The organism is Aequorivita flava, from assembly GCF_038742595.1.
GTDB lineage: Bacteria > Bacteroidota > Bacteroidia > Flavobacteriales > Flavobacteriaceae > Aequorivita > Aequorivita marisscotiae.
This window is the reverse complement of record NZ_JBANCF010000003.1, coordinates 257,257-274,008: the sequence shown is the minus strand read 5'-3', so window position 1 is coordinate 274,008 and position 16,752 is coordinate 257,257. Positions and strand designations below refer to the sequence as shown.

The 16,752-nt window shown below is 38.4% G+C and carries 15 protein-coding genes and 1 tRNA gene; 10 read left to right on the top strand and 6 right to left on the bottom strand.

Annotated features, from left to right (window positions below; genetic code table 11):
* The first annotated feature begins 3 nt into the window (after positions 1 to 3).
* Both VZD24_RS06055 and VZD24_RS06050 read left to right on the top strand, forming a co-directional pair.
* Positions 4 to 972 (top strand): hypothetical protein, encoded by a 969-nt coding sequence (locus tag VZD24_RS06055; RefSeq protein WP_342687052.1) that lies wholly within the window; start codon positions 4 to 6, stop codon positions 970 to 972.
* A 14-nt stretch (positions 973 to 986) separates the two neighbouring features.
* Positions 987 to 1,115: a hypothetical protein gene (locus tag VZD24_RS06050; RefSeq protein WP_342687053.1), complete on the top strand. Its 129-nt coding sequence runs from the start codon at positions 987 to 989 to the stop codon at positions 1,113 to 1,115.
* A gap of 6 nt (positions 1,116 to 1,121) precedes the next feature.
* Here the strand turns inward: VZD24_RS06050 and VZD24_RS06045 are convergent, their stop codons facing one another.
* The 3 genes from VZD24_RS06045 to VZD24_RS06035 all read right to left on the bottom strand — a co-directional run bounded on the left by VZD24_RS06045 (position 1,122) and on the right by VZD24_RS06035 (position 3,100).
* On the bottom strand, positions 1,122 to 1,859 hold the full coding sequence (locus tag VZD24_RS06045) for a tRNA1(Val) (adenine(37)-N6)-methyltransferase (RefSeq protein ID WP_342687054.1): 738 nt from the start codon (positions 1,857 to 1,859) through the stop codon (positions 1,122 to 1,124).
* A gap of 117 nt (positions 1,860 to 1,976) precedes the next feature.
* Entirely contained in the window at positions 1,977 to 2,501 is a 525-nt protein-coding gene (gene rimM, locus VZD24_RS06040; protein ID WP_342687055.1) for a ribosome maturation factor RimM, read from the bottom strand.
* 11 nt (positions 2,502 to 2,512) lie between these two features.
* Complete coding sequence (locus tag VZD24_RS06035) at positions 2,513 to 3,100, bottom strand: 30S ribosomal protein S16 (RefSeq protein WP_342687056.1); 588 nt, start codon at positions 3,098 to 3,100, stop codon at positions 2,513 to 2,515.
* A gap of 140 nt (positions 3,101 to 3,240) precedes the next feature.
* Here VZD24_RS06035 and VZD24_RS06030 point away from each other — a divergent pair, with 140 nt between their 5' ends.
* The 8 genes from VZD24_RS06030 to VZD24_RS05995 all read left to right on the top strand — a co-directional run bounded on the left by VZD24_RS06030 (position 3,241) and on the right by VZD24_RS05995 (position 12,622).
* A complete protein-coding gene (locus VZD24_RS06030) occupies positions 3,241 to 4,035 on the top strand; it encodes a DUF6252 domain-containing protein (protein WP_342687057.1) in 795 nt (264 codons plus the stop codon).
* A gap of 184 nt (positions 4,036 to 4,219) precedes the next feature.
* Positions 4,220 to 4,669, top strand: coding sequence for a ferritin-like domain-containing protein (locus tag VZD24_RS06025; protein ID WP_342687058.1), 450 nt, complete (start codon positions 4,220 to 4,222; stop codon positions 4,667 to 4,669).
* A gap of 203 nt (positions 4,670 to 4,872) precedes the next feature.
* A complete protein-coding gene (gene dnaE / locus VZD24_RS06020; RefSeq protein WP_342687059.1) occupies positions 4,873 to 9,303 on the top strand; it encodes a DNA polymerase III subunit alpha in 4,431 nt (1,476 codons plus the stop codon).
* A gap of 137 nt (positions 9,304 to 9,440) precedes the next feature.
* Positions 9,441 to 9,758 carry a thioredoxin gene (gene trxA, locus VZD24_RS06015; RefSeq protein ID WP_068761863.1) on the top strand — a complete coding sequence of 106 codons (318 nt, stop codon included), beginning with the start codon at positions 9,441 to 9,443 and terminating at the stop codon, positions 9,756 to 9,758.
* 187 nt (positions 9,759 to 9,945) lie between these two features.
* The gene (locus VZD24_RS06010) at positions 9,946 to 10,491 is read left to right on the top strand and encodes a ClpP family protease (protein WP_279449266.1); all 546 of its coding nucleotides are present in this window, start codon (positions 9,946 to 9,948) and stop codon (positions 10,489 to 10,491) included.
* 54 nt (positions 10,492 to 10,545) lie between these two features.
* Complete coding sequence (locus VZD24_RS06005; protein WP_342687060.1) at positions 10,546 to 11,475, top strand: DUF58 domain-containing protein; 930 nt, start codon at positions 10,546 to 10,548, stop codon at positions 11,473 to 11,475.
* Positions 11,476 to 11,636: 161 nt separating this feature from the next.
* Positions 11,637 to 11,710: transfer RNA gene (locus tag VZD24_RS06000), tRNA-Asp, on the top strand.
* A gap of 225 nt (positions 11,711 to 11,935) precedes the next feature.
* Positions 11,936 to 12,622, top strand: coding sequence for a DUF5995 family protein (locus VZD24_RS05995; RefSeq protein ID WP_279449264.1), 687 nt, complete (start codon positions 11,936 to 11,938; stop codon positions 12,620 to 12,622).
* Between the two features lie 181 nt (positions 12,623 to 12,803).
* On the opposite strand, the gene VZD24_RS05990 is transcribed toward VZD24_RS05995, so the two are convergent.
* From VZD24_RS05990 to VZD24_RS05980, 3 genes are all read right to left on the bottom strand, one after another.
* Positions 12,804 to 13,439, bottom strand: a complete 636-nt coding sequence (locus VZD24_RS05990) for a response regulator transcription factor (protein ID WP_342687061.1) — start codon at positions 13,437 to 13,439, stop codon at positions 12,804 to 12,806.
* Positions 13,440 to 13,451: 12 nt separating this feature from the next.
* Positions 13,452 to 14,174 carry a sensor histidine kinase gene (locus tag VZD24_RS05985; protein WP_279449261.1) on the bottom strand — a complete coding sequence of 241 codons (723 nt, stop codon included), beginning with the start codon at positions 14,172 to 14,174 and terminating at the stop codon, positions 13,452 to 13,454.
* Between the two features lie 94 nt (positions 14,175 to 14,268).
* Positions 14,269 to 16,749 carry a response regulator gene (locus VZD24_RS05980; RefSeq protein ID WP_342687062.1) on the bottom strand — a complete coding sequence of 827 codons (2,481 nt, stop codon included), beginning with the start codon at positions 16,747 to 16,749 and terminating at the stop codon, positions 14,269 to 14,271.
* Positions 16,750 to 16,752: the final 3 nt, after the last annotated feature.

Sequence of the window (16,752 nt, the reverse complement as noted above, 5' to 3'; positions counted from 1 at the left end):
CTTATGCTATTCTTTCTCTGCTTTTATAAAGGCTTCTGCACTATAAATCCAGAAGAAGATCCCAATAATATTGTGGATGAAATGCTTTTTGAGATTAGGGCAGTGCAGCGGGAGTATGCCATAAAAAGGGAACTGATTTTTCTTCATTTGCAACAGGCAAATAGTTTGCTGCAAAATGCCAAGACCACAGACGAAAAAGTGGATTTGTTAATTCAAAAAGATGCTTTCAGTACAGAATTGGAATTTTTGAAAAACAGTGAACTTCGGGACATCAGTAAAATTAGATACATCAAGGGATTGCAGATTATAAAACTGCTTTATGAAAAAACGCTTTCCTTGGACCACCATTTTGCTGCCGTTTCCACGCTCAGGGATGTGAACAACATCAGCAACCCAAACAACTATCCCGAGTTTGTTGAAATGAAGGACAAACTGAAAACCACACAGGACAAGCGAACAGGTTTTGACTTGCCCAGTTTGTTAAACAGCAATATATACACTTCTGTCGTATATTCCTTTGTGTCCATGTTCACGAACACAAATACTTCCAAAGCCGAGAAAGATAACGGTTTAAAGGAAGTGGAATGCATCCTCGATTTTACATTGCGAATGCACAACGACCTAAACACCATCTATTTCGAGACCGCTTTTTTGCAAAAGAAAAACGAGAACATTTCCGAAGCCATCAAAGAACTTTTTAAAGAATATACAAAACCATTGGAGTATTCCACGAGCCTTGAGGATTGCAGAAAAAGTGATGATTGGGATGCGGTACGGAAAAACCTTGACACTTATTTAGCTACTTTGGACAAAACCTTGGAAGACAATTCAAAGTTGGATGCCGCAAGAAACCTTCAGATAAATCTGGAATTTCCCGTAGACCGCCTGCTCCAGTTTATCACCGAATACAACAATTTTATAAACGAGGGAGTAAACTTTTATGAAAAATTCCAGATTATGCTTTCCAGTTAGCCTCAAAAACCCCTGTGGAATATTCACGTTTAAAGGAAGGCATTTCGGTTACCATTGAAAAATTCAATACCGCTTATAAGCCCGTGGAGATCAATGGGAGTAAAATGAAACAGTTGCTTTATGGCATCAATGAATATGATTGAAAAATATCACATCTTCAAGTAAAAATCCCCCACTAGTTTTTTGTACTCTTCAGTGTAATTGTGGCGTGAAGTTTCAATGATAAGATTTTCTATTTTAGGAGAAATTTTTTCGAAAGAAAACTCCAACATACTTCTTTTTTCTTCGGAAGTTTCATTGCCGCGAACTCTGCAAATTCTATTCGGAAACAGATTTACTTCCGAAGCAATTTTTATAAAACGCTCTTCTTCTTTCCGCGGAATTATTACTGCAAAAACACCTTCATCAGAAAGTAACTGCGATGCGCATTCAATTAATTCATCAAAAGGAAGCGCATCGTTAAACCGAGCCAATTCTCGAGAAGTAGAAATTATTTTCTCTCCTTTCGGGGGAGATGCCGAAGGCAGAGGGGGAGAATAAAATGGCGGGTTGGAAATTATGAGGTCGTATTTATCTTCTATTTCCTCAGCTAGTTCTGCCAAAGATGCATGATAGCAAAACAATCTATCGCCCCACGGTGAGTTTTCAAAATTATCTACGCACTGTTCGTATGCGTTATCATCAATTTCAAGCGCATCAATCATTTCGGCATTGGAACGCTGTGCAAGTTGAAGTGCAATAATTCCGGTGCCTGCGCCAATATCTAAAATTGAAAATGGGTTTTTTTCAATTGAAACCCATGCTCCGAGAAGCACCCCGTCTGTACCAATTTTCATCGCACAACGGTCTTGTGCCACGGTAAATTGTTTAAATTGAAAAGGTTTCAAAATGATTTTCAGATTAACGATTAACGATTAACGATTGTTGATTGCTGATTGAAGATTTTGGAATTTGTAATTTCGAAGTTATTTGGAATTTGGTGCTTGCAATTTGGGATTTCATTCTCAAATGTACATTTCAATCAACCCTTCCGGTACATCCAAAAGAATCGTTTTCTTTTCCCGATCCACTTTTTTAATAAAATGGTCAATCATCGGTATTAAGATTTGTTTTCCGTCGCGGTCAATTTCAAACAAAGCTTGCGAAGTTGTATCATTAACGCCGGTGATTTCACCAATTTTTCCGAAAGATTCGTCTTCGGCGGTAAAACCAATTATTTCGTGATAGTAAAATTTGTTGCCAGAAAGTTTTGGAAGAAACTCCAAAGGGAGATATAAATGTGCGCCAATAAGTGCATCGGCTTCGGCTTCATTTTGCACATCTTCAAAACGCACGCGTAGCAGCTCACTTTTATGCAATGAACTTTCTTCAATAAAAAATGGAATCAGGTTTTTGCGTTGTTCCACAAAAACCGATTCCATTTCGGTAAAGAGTTCGGGTTCGTCTGTATCTAGTTTGATGAGCAGTTCCCCCTTAAAACTATATTTTCTAACGATTTTGCCCAAGTAGAAGCAATTCTCCTTTTGCATCGCCTTTAGATTTAAGCTTCTTTCTTGTCCTCTTTTGCTTCCTCTGCAGCTTCTTCAATTGCAGATTTTGCAGCTGGAGTTTCTTCAGTTTCAGTTTCAGCAGATGCTTCAACTGTTTCTTCAGTAGTTTCCTCTTCTGCTGGAGCTTCAGCGGCGGCAGTTTCAGCAGCACGCTTTTCATTTACAGCTTTTTCAGCAGCAAGTGCTTCAGCTTTCGCTTTGTCTTTGCTTTCTGAAAGTGTTGCTTTTTTGTGATCGATAGAATCTCTCTTAGTTTCTGACCACTCATTAAATTTTGCTTCAGCTTGTTCTTCTGTTAAAGCACCTTTACGAACACCACCAGCAAGGTGATTTTTCATTAAAGCACCTTTGTAAGAAAGAATGGCGCGGGCGGTATCTGTAGGTTGTGCTCCATTTTGAAGCCACTTTACAGCTAAGTCCACATCAAGGTCAATCTGTGCAGGGTTTGTTGTAGGATTGTAAGAACCTATTTTTTCTAGGTATCTACCATCTCTTTTACTACGGCTGTCTGCCGCGATAATCCAGAAAAAAGGTTTCCCTTTTTTTCCGCGTCTTTGTAGTCTGATTTTTACAGGCATATTTAAAATTAATTTTTGGGGTTCTCGACCCCGGTTATAATTAAGGACGGCAAAGATAGTGTTTTTTTAGTTTTGAAATTCAATCAATTAAAGTTTTTTATTTTACATTTGTAGAAAAACACTTACAATTCTATTTGCCGATGAAAAAGCTACTTTTTTTGCTAGTTGCCACTATATCACTAATCTCCTGCGAAGATACTAAAACCAATACTGTTGCTTTACAGGCAAAAGTAGATAACACCCTGTATATTTCTACTGAAGCCAGCGCAGATGCCAACCCAAATGGTACCGTTACAATTCTAGGATTAAGCCGCGATGAATCTATAAAAATTCATCTTTCGCGTTTGGCAGAGGGTAATTTTAATTTCCAAGAGGGCTCAAGAAATTACGCTATCTATACAGATATGGGCGGTAATATGTACACAACAAATCAAGATAGCGATGGTGTAGTTACCATTTCTGAACTAAATGAGACCAATAAAACGCTTTCGGGTACGTTTAAATTTAATGCCTTTCTTCCGGGAATAGACACCGTATTTGTTTCTAAAGGAGTACTGTATGATGTGCCGTATATTGGTGTTAATATTGACGATCCCAACAATGCTGGTACATTTTCTGCAAAAGTAAATGGGGTTTTATTCACCCCCGTTGCCGTATCATCGCGTAGCTCTGATAACGCAATAATTACTTCTGCAAGTACAGACAATGCCATTATGATGATTTCTGTACCAACCGATGTGGAGCCAGGAGAATACTCCTTGCCAAGAGCAGGATTTACCGCCAGATATCAAGGTGTGAATGGGCTTGAAACCACGGCTTCCGGATCTGTACAGATTTTAGAACACAATGTGGCAGCACAGACCATTAAAGCCGCTTTTTCTTTTGTAACAGATATGTCTGAAATTACGGAAGGGCAGTTTAATGTGAGCTATTAAATAATCTTCGCCAGATAGAATCCCGCTAAAGGTTAAACCTTGTTAATTTGTTTTAAACTTAGGTTAATAATTCGTTGAACGCCTTTGTTCGTAGTATATTGAGGTATATCCGAATGAAGTTGAGCAGTTGTCTTTAAAGGAACGATGTTGAAAAAACAACTGCATAATTTAAAACGAAACGAATATGAAGTTTACTGAAAAAATGTCGAACAAATTAAACGAACTGTTAGAGAAAAATTATGACGCCGAAAAGGGTTATAAGAAAGCAGCTGAAAATGTAGAAAATACAAAGCTGAAACAATTCTTTAACGATCAAGCCCAAAAACGATACGATTTCGGTCACGAATTAAAAACCGAAATTAAAAACTACGGCGAAACCCCAGATAAGGGTGGAAGCACAACGGGTGCAATGCACAGAACTTGGATGGATATTGAAACCGCCTTTTCTTCTAATAACGAAGAAACTATTTTAGAAGAAGTGCAAAAAGGTGAAAAAGCTGCAATCGAGGAGTATAATGAAGTTATTGCTGATACCACATTGCCTCCTACCACACAGCAGATTTTAACCAAGCAGCGTGACACAATAACGAATGCATGCCAAAGTGCCAAAAATTTTGAAGCTGTAGTATCCTAATTTTTTGAAAAAAAAGAATAAACCGTCTTTAGATTTTTTCTAAAGACGGTTTTTTTGTGAACAACTCCTAACAATTTAACTTCTCAAAAGCGAAGGGTTTTTCTATTTTTACGTCCTCGGTTCAGTGTTCAGTTTTCAAGGCTCTTAACCTAAAATTCTGAAATCAACAATCGGTAATCGTCAATCTAAAAGCTTCAATCCCAATGTATTTAATCTTCGATACAGAAACAACAGGTCTTCCAAAACGCTTTAACGCTCCCGTTAGCGATAGTGATAACTGGCCACGCTGTATTCAGATTGCATGGCAATTGCACGATGCCATGGGCAACTTGATTGAGCATCAGGATTATTTGGTGCAGCCCGAAGGTTTCAATATTCCATTCGACGCCGAAAAAATTCACGGTATTTCTACCGAATTGGCAACATCCGAAGGAGTTTCCTTAGAAGAAGTCGCGACAAAATTTCAGGCCGCCCTTTCAAAAACAAAATTTCTTGTCGGCCAAAATGTGGGGTTCGACGTAAATATAATGGGCGCAGAATTTTTCCGTCTCGGAATAGAAAATCCGCTGCCCAATCTACCTGTTTTAGATACGTGTACCGAAACAACTGCGCAACTTTGCCAGATTCCTGGAGGTCGCGGCGGTAAGTTTAAATTGCCAACGTTAACCGAACTGCACGAATTTCTTTTTAGCGAGCCATTTGCCGAAGCGCATAATGCCACAGCAGATGTGGAAGCAACCACACGGTGTTTTTTAGAATTGGTGCGAAGGCAGATTTTTACAACGGCTGAGCTTGAAGTGCAACCGGATTATTTCGAAAATTTTTCAGAAAAAAACCCTGAACCCTTTCAGCTTATTGGGCTGGAACACATAAATCTGAAAAAGGCTTCTGAACGTATCAGAAAGCAAATGCAGGCTGCTTCAGAAACAGAGGAAATCTCTTCCGAAGAAATAAAAGAAAATATTGCAACGCTTGAAAACGCGCCTTTTGTGCACCTTCACAATCATTCGCAGTTTTCAATCCTTCAATCTACTTCAAGTACGTTAGATTTGGTAAACGCAGCGGTAGCAGATAACATGCCTGCCGTATCGTTAACAGATTCCGGAAATATGATGGGTGCCTTCCATTTTGTGCAAGCCGTTTCCAATTACAATAAAACACTTGCAGATTTACCAAAGGACCCTGACGATGAAGATCCTCCAAAACCGCTAAAGGCAATTGTGGGTTGCGAGTTTTTTGTATGCGAAGATCATCTGAACAAAACCCACAAAGACAATGGCTACCAAATTGTGTTTTTGGCGAAAAATAAAAATGGCTATCACAATTTGGCCAAAATGGCTTCTATTGCTTACACAGACGGATTTTACTATGTACCGCGAATTGATAAATCTATAGTTGAAAAATACAAAGAAGACCTAATTGTTCTAACCGGAAGTCTCTATGGCGAAGTGCCGGGAAAAATCCTCAATATTGGTGAAAACCAAGCGGAAGAAGCATTGCTTTGGTGGAAAGAACAGTTTGGCGCCGATTTATATGTAGAAATTATGCGCCACAATCAAGAAGACGAAAAGCGCGTAAATGGTGTATTGGTCGAGATGGCAAAGCGCAACAACGTAAAATTGGTTGCCTGCAACAATACCTATTATATTAAAAAGGAAGATGCCAATGCCCATGACATTCTGCTCTGTGTAAAGGACGGTGAAAAACAAGCAACTCCGATTGGTCGCGGCCGTGGCTACCGCTATGGTTTACCAAATCAGGAGTATTATTTTAAGTCGCAAGACCAGATGAAGACTCTATTTAAGGATCTTCCTGAAGCAATTTTGAATATTGAAGAGGTAGTTTCAAAAATAGAACCCTTCAGCTTGCATCGCGATGTTTTGCTTCCCAATTTCGGAATTCCAAAGGAATTTTTAAACCCTGAGGATATTGATGGGGGCAAACGTGGAGAGAACGCATTTTTACGACACTTAACGTATGAAGGTGCTAAAAAGCGCTATCCGGAATTAATAGAAGTTTCTTATGAAGCATTAACCGATTCTGAAATTCCCGAAGGTGCCTCGGAACGAGTAAAGGAAATAAAACAACGTCTCGATTTTGAGCTAGAAGTAATCGCTAATACTGGTTATCCGGGTTACTTTTTAATTGTACAGGATTTTATTGCTGAAGCCCGAAAAATGGACGTTTCCGTTGGTCCTGGGCGTGGTTCAGCTGCGGGAAGTGCGGTGGCGTATTGTTTGGGAATAACCAATATCTGCCCCATAAAGTACGATTTGCTATTTGAGCGTTTCCTAAATCCAGATCGTGTGAGTATGCCCGATATCGATATCGATTTTGATGATGAAGGCCGAAGTCGGGTGATGGAGTACGTAATCAATAAATACGGAAGCAACCAAGTTGCGCAGATTATTACCTACGGAACCATGGCGGCAAAATCTTCAATTCGTGATACAGCACGCGTTTTGGACTTGCCATTAAATGAAGCCGATAGAATATCTAAGCTTGTTCCCAATATGACCAAGCTGAATAAAATTTTCGGGTTGAGCCCCGCCGAATTGCGAAGCCGTTTCCGAAGCGATGACCTGCCGAAAGTAAACGAACTCTTAAATCTTTCCGAAGGAAGTGATCTCGAAGCCCAAACAATAAATCAGGCGAAAATTTTGGAAGGCTCCGTCCGTAATACCGGAATCCACGCCTGTGGCGTAATTATTACTCCCAGCGATATAACAGATTTCGTGCCCGTTGCCACAGCAAAGGATTCAGACTTGTACGTTACACAATTTGATAACTCGGTAGTGGAAAGTGCAGGGCTTTTAAAAATGGATTTCCTCGGGTTAAAAACCTTGACTCTTATTAAGGATACGGTTAAACTTGTAAAGCACAAACACAATATAGAACTTGATCCGGACTTTTTTCCATTGGATGACGAAAAAACCTATCAGCTTTTTCAGAGAGGGGATACGGTAGGTATTTTTCAATATGAATCGGCAGGAATGCAGAAATATATGAAGGAATTGAAGCCTACGGTATTTGCCGATTTAATTGCAATGAACGCGTTGTACCGTCCAGGCCCGATGGAATATATACCCAGTTTCGTAAAAAGAAAGCACGGCGAAGAAGAAATTGAATATGATCTTCCTGCAATGGAAGAATACTTAAAGGAAACGTACGGTATTACGGTTTACCAAGAGCAGGTGATGCTTTTATCGCAGAAATTGGCAGATTTTACCAAGGGTGAAGCCGATGTTTTGCGAAAGGCCATGGGTAAAAAACAGAAAGCGGTACTCGATAAAATGAAGCCGCAATTTATTGCCCAAGCAGCGCAAAAAGGTCACGATCCAGAAAAACTTGAAAAAATCTGGAAAGATTGGGAGGCGTTTGCCAGCTATGCTTTTAACAAATCGCATTCTACTTGCTATGCATGGATTGCATATCAAACTGCCTATTTAAAAGCCCATTATCCAGCAGAGTATATGGCGGCGGTTTTGAGCAACAACATGAGCGATATAAAACAGGTTACCTTTTTTATGGACGAATGTAAGCGAATGGGCCTAACAGTCTTGGGACCAGATGTGAACGAATCTTTCCATAAGTTTACGGTAAACGATCAAGGCGCAATCCGATTTGGAATGGGCGCTATAAAAGGCGTGGGCAGTAGTGCCGTGGCCACAATAGTTGAACACAGAAAAGATGGTAAATACAAATCGGTTTTTGATTTGGCAAAGCGGATTGATCTTCGTTCCGCGAATAAAAAAGCTTTTGAGAATCTGGCTCTGGCTGGCGGTTTTGACAGTTTTGATACCCACCGCGCACAATATTTACACGATGATGGCGATGGCGTAATGTTTATTGAAAAAGTACTGCGCTATGCCGCAAAATATCAAGAAACTCAAAATTCTTCACAAGTGAGCTTATTTGGCGATGCCAGTGAAGTGCAAATCCCCGAGCCCGAAGTTCCGCCGTGCGAGGAATGGGGCACGATGAAAAAATTGAAGCAGGAACGCGAAGTGGTTGGCGTGTATATTTCGGGCCATCCGCTGGACGATTTTAAAATAGAAATGCGCAGCTTTACCAATTGCAAGGTTTCAGATTTTAATAATCTCGAAAAATTCATCAATAAAGAATTGTGTTTTGGAGGCGTTGTGAGCGATGTGCAGCACCGTGAATCAAAAGCTGGGAAGGGTTGGGCTATTTTTACCGTAGAGGATTATGAGGATAGTTACGATTTTAAAATTTTTGGAGAAGAGTACTTAAAGTGGCGCCATTTCTTAGTTCCGAACAGCTTTATTTACGGACGTGTTTTTGTGAAAGAAGGCTGGACAAATCGCGATACCGGTAAAAAAGGGGAGCCGCGACTTCAGTATAACAGCTTCTTATTATTACACGATGTAATGGAAATTTACGGTAAAAAGCTAACACTTACAATTCCTTTGAATGAATTGGAAGATGAAAAAATCAATTCTCTCAAAAACTTGGTAAAAGTACATAAAGGCGAAAAACAATTATTTTTTGTAGTAATTGAAAAAGGTGAAAAAATTAAACTCACCATGCCAAGTAGAAAGCACAAAATAAATATTTCAAAAGAATTACTTGACGAATTGGAACGAGAACAATTACATTATAAGTTAAACTAAGCCAAACGATTTCTGAAACAACACAGAAATCACGCTATAGAAAACCTTAATACCTTCATTTCCTAAACATATATTAAGAGTATAAGATTTCGCATAAAAATTAACTATTTTTGAAACTTCATTAAAAAACAAAGATTATGGCATTAGAAATAACAGACGCAACATTTGAAGAAACGGTTTTAAAAAGCGATAAACCGGTATTGGTTGACTTTTGGGCAGCCTGGTGTGGCCCTTGCCGCATGGTAGGACCCATCATTGAAGAAATAAGCAAAGAATACGACGGTAAAGCCGTAGTAGGAAAAGTAGATGTAGATGCAAACCAAGAGTTTGCTGCTAAATATGGAGTACGTAATATACCAACGGTTTTGGTTTTCCAAAATGGTGAAGTAGTAGGCCGCCAAGTTGGCGTTGCTCCCAAAAATGTATATGCAGAAGCAATAGATTCGCTTTTGTAAAATATTTTGAAAAAGAAAAATTAAAAACAAAAAGGCTTGGCGTATTGCTAGGCCTTTTGCTATTTTAGTAAAATGGCAGGTAAGGCGTGTTATGCTGAGTACAGTCGAAGCAAAGTCGAGACCTCCTTTGTAGAAAATATGATAATAAAAACCTCTGGACTGCGCTCGAGGGGACTGACCGAAAACTATGAAAAAAACAAATAAAGTACAGGATAAAATAGATGGCAAATTATTAGAGGAACGCAAGGTTTTCCTTTGGGGAATGGTAGATGACAAAAGTGCACGCCACGTGGTGGATAGGTTAATGTATCTAGATGCACTGAGCCACGACGAAATTACATTTTACATAAACAGTCCGGGGGGTTATGTAACTTCCGGTTTTTCAATTTACGATACCATCAAGCAGCTAAAGAGTCCCGTTTCAACCATTTGCACTGGTTTGGCAGCTTCTATGGGTAGCATTTTGCTTTCGGCAGGCGAAAAGGGAAAACGGTTTATCCAGCCGCACGCACGCGTTATGATTCATCAGCCAAGCGGTGGTGCTAGAGGTGTAGCAAGCGATATAGAAATTACGGCTCAGGAAATTTTAAAAACCAAAGAAATTAGTGCTCGAATCTTGGCAGAAAACTGCGGACAAAAATTTGAAAAAGTAATGAAGGACTTTAACCGCGACCATTGGATGAATGCCGAAGAGTCTGTGGAGTATGGAATTGTGGATGAAATTTTAAAATAACATTATAAGTTGTTGAGGTTACTCACTTTAGCTTCACTTTGTGACCCGCATTAAATGAATATAGAAAAGGAAATAAACCAGATTACAGGTTTCAAAAACCTTGAGCTGCTTGCAAAACAAGTGGTGGAAGGCTTTATTTCTGGACTTCATAAAAGTCCGTTTCACGGGTTTTCTGCAGAATTTGCCGAACACAAAATTTATAACAATGGCGAGAGCACCAAACATATAGATTGGAAACTTTTTGCCAAAACCGATAAGCTTTACACCAAGCGTTACGAGGAAGAAACAAATCTGCGCTGCCATTTAATTGTAGATAATAGCAGCTCTATGCATTACCCTAAATTGAAACAGTTTAATATAAATTCCTTAAACAAGATTGGTTTTTCGGTACTGGCTTCAGCGGCAATTATGAACTTGATGAAGCGGCAGCGCGATGCTGTGGGCTTGAGTGTTTACAGCGACGAATATGAATTTTATGCTTCGGAAAAGGGCAGTGAGCGGCACCATCAAATGTTACTTCAAAAATTAAATGAAGCGCTGCTTACTTCTCAAGAAAAGACCCAAACTAAAACGTACGAGCACCTGCATTTAATTGCAGAAAAACTCAAACGACGGTCGCTGGTTTTTCTATTTTCCGATATGTTTCAAAGCGATGCCGAGGCTGAAAAGTTATTTGAAGCCCTACAACATTTAAAATACAACAAACACGAAGTAATACTGTTTCATACTTTTGATAAAAAGAAGGAGGTTTCCTTTAATTTTAATAACCGTCCCAAGCGCTTTGTAGATGTTGAAACAGGCGAATATGTAAACCTGTATGCAGATAATATTAAGGAGCAATATGCCGAAGCGGTGCAAAATTACTTTACCGAATTGCAGTTGCGTTGCGCGCAATACCGAATTAAGTATGTATTAACCGATATAAACGAAAATTTCAATAAGATATTAACCACGTATCTTGTGGAGCGTCAGAAGTTTGGATAATATTTATTATTTTTTAAAAAAATAGTTTGTGGAAATGAAATGGAGTAGTATATTTGCCACCGCTTAATACAGCAAGAGAGAAATTTCAAAATGTATTGGTAACAATTTTTCACTTTGCCCAACTGTTGTTGGGATCTTTCGAAAGAAAGGTTGAAAAACTTGGTCTGGTAGTTCAGTTGGTTAGAATACCTGCCTGTCACGCAGGGGGTCGCGAGTTCGAGTCTCGTCCAGACCGCGACAAGAAGTTGTGTTGAGTCACTTAAGGGTGGCTTGTGGTTTAGAAATAGACCGATGAGAAGCTTATCCAATGGATGGGCTTTTTTTGTTTTTGGAAGGTTTCTAATGTCTTTCCGCTTTTTGGAGATCCTTTTCAATTGTGCTTTCTTTAGCACTTACTTTTGTACTGTCCTGATTAAAAGTAAATTTTATATTTTAGTAATGTCTTTTTTCTTCGAAATTTATGAATACATCAGATCAAGTTTTAGCTAAAATGAATCAATACGTCGCTGAATACAAAACTGCCAAAGATTTGCGTTATGTGTTTTTAAGCTGTTATAATTTAATGAGTGCCAATATGGTGTCGGCAATTAATAACAATGAATTTCACGATACCGTTTGGGTGAATGCATTGCTTCGGCGTTTTGCAGATTATTACTTTAATTCATTAAAATGTTACGATTGCGGAGATGTAACTTCCAAAGTGTGGGAACACGCCCATAAGATTACGTGTAATAAGGATGTAAGTCAATTGCAGTGTTTAATACTTGGAGTGAATGCACATATAAATTACGATTTGGTGTTGGCCCTATCCGATCTTCTAAAACCCGAATGGGAATCGCTTTCCGAAACGCAACAAAGACAACGTTACGAAGATCACAAACATGTAAATTATGTAATTGCAAGTACAATAGATCGTGTACAGGATGAAATTCTAGAACCGCTAAACCCAATGCTTGAATGGGTAGATAGTTTGTTAGGCAGAATGGATGAGTATCTAATATCTAGGCTTATTACAAGCTGGCGCGAAGATGTTTGGGAAAACACGCAAATGCTACTTAAAATTGAAGATCCAGATGCCCGCGAAGCTTTTAGAATACAACTAGAAAATTCGGTTTTAAAGCGCGCTGCAGCCATTTGTGTATTTTAAACATGGTTGTATTTAGCAAAGATTACTTAGTTGAAGAATCAGCTAAATATTCAATCTAGCTCATTTTTACTTGTTTTTTAGGAATAGGAATAGTGTTCCGCCTCTTAACATATTACTTCAAATTAAACTTGAAGTTATACTATAAAAGAAGAAGGTAACCCGAAATAGCCTTAGCTATTTTTTAGGCATACATCTTTAAAACCTCTACCAGATCGGGAATGGACTGTATCTTAAGTTTTTCGAATACCCGATTTTTATAGGTGCTAATAGTTGAAGAATGTAAATTTAGGCGGTTAGAAAGCTCCTTTAAAGGGAGGCCTTCTACCAATTTACTCGCAACTTCAAGTTCTCTATTAGACAGGCTTTCTAAAGGCGATGCTTGTTGATCTTTATTTAAGGAGCTAGAAACAATTGAGTCTTTTATTCCTTCGCTTATAAATTTTCCTTTTTCAAGCATTGCATATAGAGCTTGGTCTATTTCGTCCTTAGTGGAGTGCTTGTTTAAAAATCCATCGGCGCCCATTTTTAAATAGCGCAACCCATACACATGTTCATCCTGGGAGGAGAAAATGAGAATTTTTAAATCGGGCTGTTTTAATTTAATAAAATCGATTGCTTGCTGTAAGGTGCCATTGGGCATATTTACGTCAAGAATAGCAAGATCAAATTTTTCGCGGGAGATGAGAGACGAGAGCGATTTGTAATCCTCTACCTCTGATAAGTTTGCGTGTGGCCGGAGCTGTTTGATGATTTGCACCAGCCCCATGCGCACTATACCATGATCATCCGCAACTAAGATGCGAGTGTTCGAAAGCATAATATTTCATTTTTAGATTAGGGGCAGGATCATAGAAATTTTGGTACCCGCATTTTCAGCGGATTCAATCTCTACTTTTCCATGCACCAAGTTTACGAAATTTTTTGCAATCTGCAAACTTAATCCTGCACCAATTTCATTTTCAGTACCTTGAAAAACAGGTTTTTCAAATGTAAAGAGCAGTTCTTGGGTGGTGGCAGACATGCCCGTACCGTGGTCTATAAGGGATAAAACGATTGAATTGTCTGATTTTATTGCCTCAAAATAAATATCACTTTTTTTATGCGAATATTTTATGGCATTGTCTGTAAATTTTGATAAAATATAGGTTATTAAGAAGGTATCGCTATTAAAAACTAAACTCTCATCGCCTTTAAATTGAAAAGATAGTTCCTTATTTTTAAGTTTTGTTTCAAATTCCTTTCTCAGTTTAATAAATAAATCTAACGCAAAAATCTCAGTCTTTTTAAGCTCAAAATCATTTATTTGTGTTCTAAGCCATTCACTGGTATCTGTTATTGTTTGGAGATTTTTTTTGGCATCTTGCCGTACCTGCACTAATAGTTTAAAGAAATCGTCTTTACTTATTGTTTCGCTTTCAACGGCTTCGATAACCCATAATAAACTGCCAAAGGCTTGCTTAAAATCGTGGGTGAGCAATGAAATCCATCCTGTTTTTAATTCATTTTGGGTTTTTAGGCGCTCAATTTCATCAGCGAGTTCTTTCTTGGTCATTCTCTATATTTTAATTTTCGTGAACCTTAATTTATGATTTATTTTTTCCGAAGTTGACTGGAAAAATTGTGGTTTATCAATTTAAGTTTTTTCTTCACTTTCCGCCACCATTAGTTACTTTTTCTCCCAACCATTTAGACAACATGTGGCTCAGGCTTTGTTTTAAAAGAGGTTTTGTTAAAAAATCGGTCATTCCCGCATTAAGGCATTTTTCTTTTTCTCCAGGAAGACTGCCTGCGGTAAGGGCAATTATAGGAACTTCCATTTGAACTTCCGCGGCCCTGATTTTTCGGGCGGCCTCTAAGCCATTCATCTTTGGCATTTGTACATCCATAAGCACGAAATCTGGAAACTCCTTTTTGTATTTTTCAACGGCTTCTGCTCCATTTGTAGCTTCAACAATAATCGCATTGGGCACAATGCTTTTTAAGTATAGCCGCGTTAGGTGCATATTTACATCATTATCTTCCGCTACTAAAATTTTTAAATCGCAAATGGTGGGTTGCGTGGGCTTTTCTTCTATAACAGGGGCTTTGGCAGCTTCGTTATTTTTAATTCTGGAAAGTGTTTGGTACATCTGTTTCATACGGATGGGTTTAACCAACCTGCTCGAAACTTCCAGCTCGTCGCAAGCCGCTTGCAATTTGTCGTCGTCAGAAGAGCTGTAAAGCACGATAAAAGGAAGTTCTTGGGCCGAAGGTTTTAATCCTTTAATTTTTTGGATGGTTTCAATTCCGTCCATTATAGGCATATGATAATCCATGATTATTACATCAAATTCGGGATTCTCTAGCATTACCAATAATGCTTTTAAACCGCTTTCGGCCTCCTTTACTTGAATGTTTTTTATTTCCAACATCCGCTTTAGGATTTTTCGGTTGTTTTCATTATCATCTACAATAAGCACACTTTTTATATCATGAAGACCATTTTCTAATTCTTCGTCTTCTACTCTAAAATCAAGATCGAAATAAAAGTTACTGCCTTTTCCTTGTTCGCTCTCTAGTTGTAGCTTGCTATTTGCCAATGCCAATAGTTTATTTGAAATAGACAATCCCAATCCGGTGCCGCCAAATCGTTTGGTTATGCTGCCGTCTTCTTGTGAGAATGGATTAAAAATTTCCTGCTGCTTGTCCTTATGAATACCAATCCCGGTATCGCTTACCCCAAAACGCAGTCGCATTTTGCCCTCGCCATAGTTCTCTAAAATAGTAACGTACAGTTTAATTTCCCCTTTCTCGGTAAATTTTAGAGCGTTGCCTAAAAGGTTTACTAATATTTGTTTTAAACGCATGGCGTCTGCCCAAATATAGTGCGGTATGTTATGGTCTATATCTAAAAGCATCTCTAACCCTTTGGTATTTATACCGTAGGAAACAATATTGAAGGCTTCTGAAACTATTTCTTCCACTTCAATTCTGTCAATAGCCAACTTCATATTGTTGCTTTCCATTTTGGAAAAGTCCAAAATATCGTTAATTATACTGTATAATGAAACACCCGATTGATTGATGATTTCTAAATATTGTTTTTGGGTTTCATCTAGTTTTGTGGCTAATGCAAGTTCTGTAAAACCAATAATTCCGTTTAAAGGCGTACGGATTTCGTGACTCATGTTTGCCACAAATTCCGACTTAGCTTTAAAAGCTTCTTCGGCTTCTTCTTTGGCTTTTTTTAACTCGTTGTTTAATTTTTTTCGCTCGGTAATATCTATAACATTGGTTAAAACTTGTTTGTTACCCGCTTCATCTTCATCGAGCGTGCTTATAAAATACCAGATGGCGTTTTCGCCCGATTTTTTTACAATAGACATTTCGCCCGAAGCTTTTCCGTACTTTTTAATTGCTTTTAAATACTCTTTAATTTCATCGTGGTATTGGGCATCTCTTAAATGAAAAATTGTAGATTTTTGCATCACCTTTCTGGAATATCCAGTTGCTGCCAAACCTGCGTCGTTTACATCTATAAAGTTACCGTCTAAATCGTGTATGCTTAAAATACCTTGTATATTATCAAATAGCTTGTGATATTTTTGTTCACTTTTTTTAAGCAACTGCTCTCGTTGAACAAATTCGGTAACATCGCGCCCAATGGTAAATACAAGTTTTGCCTCCAAATCTGGAGTACTTGTCCATTCTATCCACTTATTTTCGCCTTCCTTTGTTTTATAACGATTGGTGAAATTGACAACAGATTTACCCAAAGCTAGATTCTGCATCGCAATAGTAGTTTCTTCCTTGTCGTCCTCGTGAATAAAATCACTAAAAGGAGATTCCATAAATTTTTCATTTGTCCATCCCAAAGTTTTGGAAAATGCAGGATTTATTTTTACAAAGCTGCCTTCAAAAGAGGCAATTCCAATTAAATCATTTGAGAGCTGAAATAGATTGTCGTGCTTTCTTAAGCGCTGCTCATTTTCTTTACTCGTTACCCATCTGTTTATTTGCTGAACCGATTTTTCGAGAAAGTTATTCTCAGAATGAGTTAAAACTCTTTCTTTGTTATCAAAGATATTTAAGCTTCCGATAACGGAATCGTTGGAGTCTATAATGGGGAATGATTCGTAAAACTTCACCTC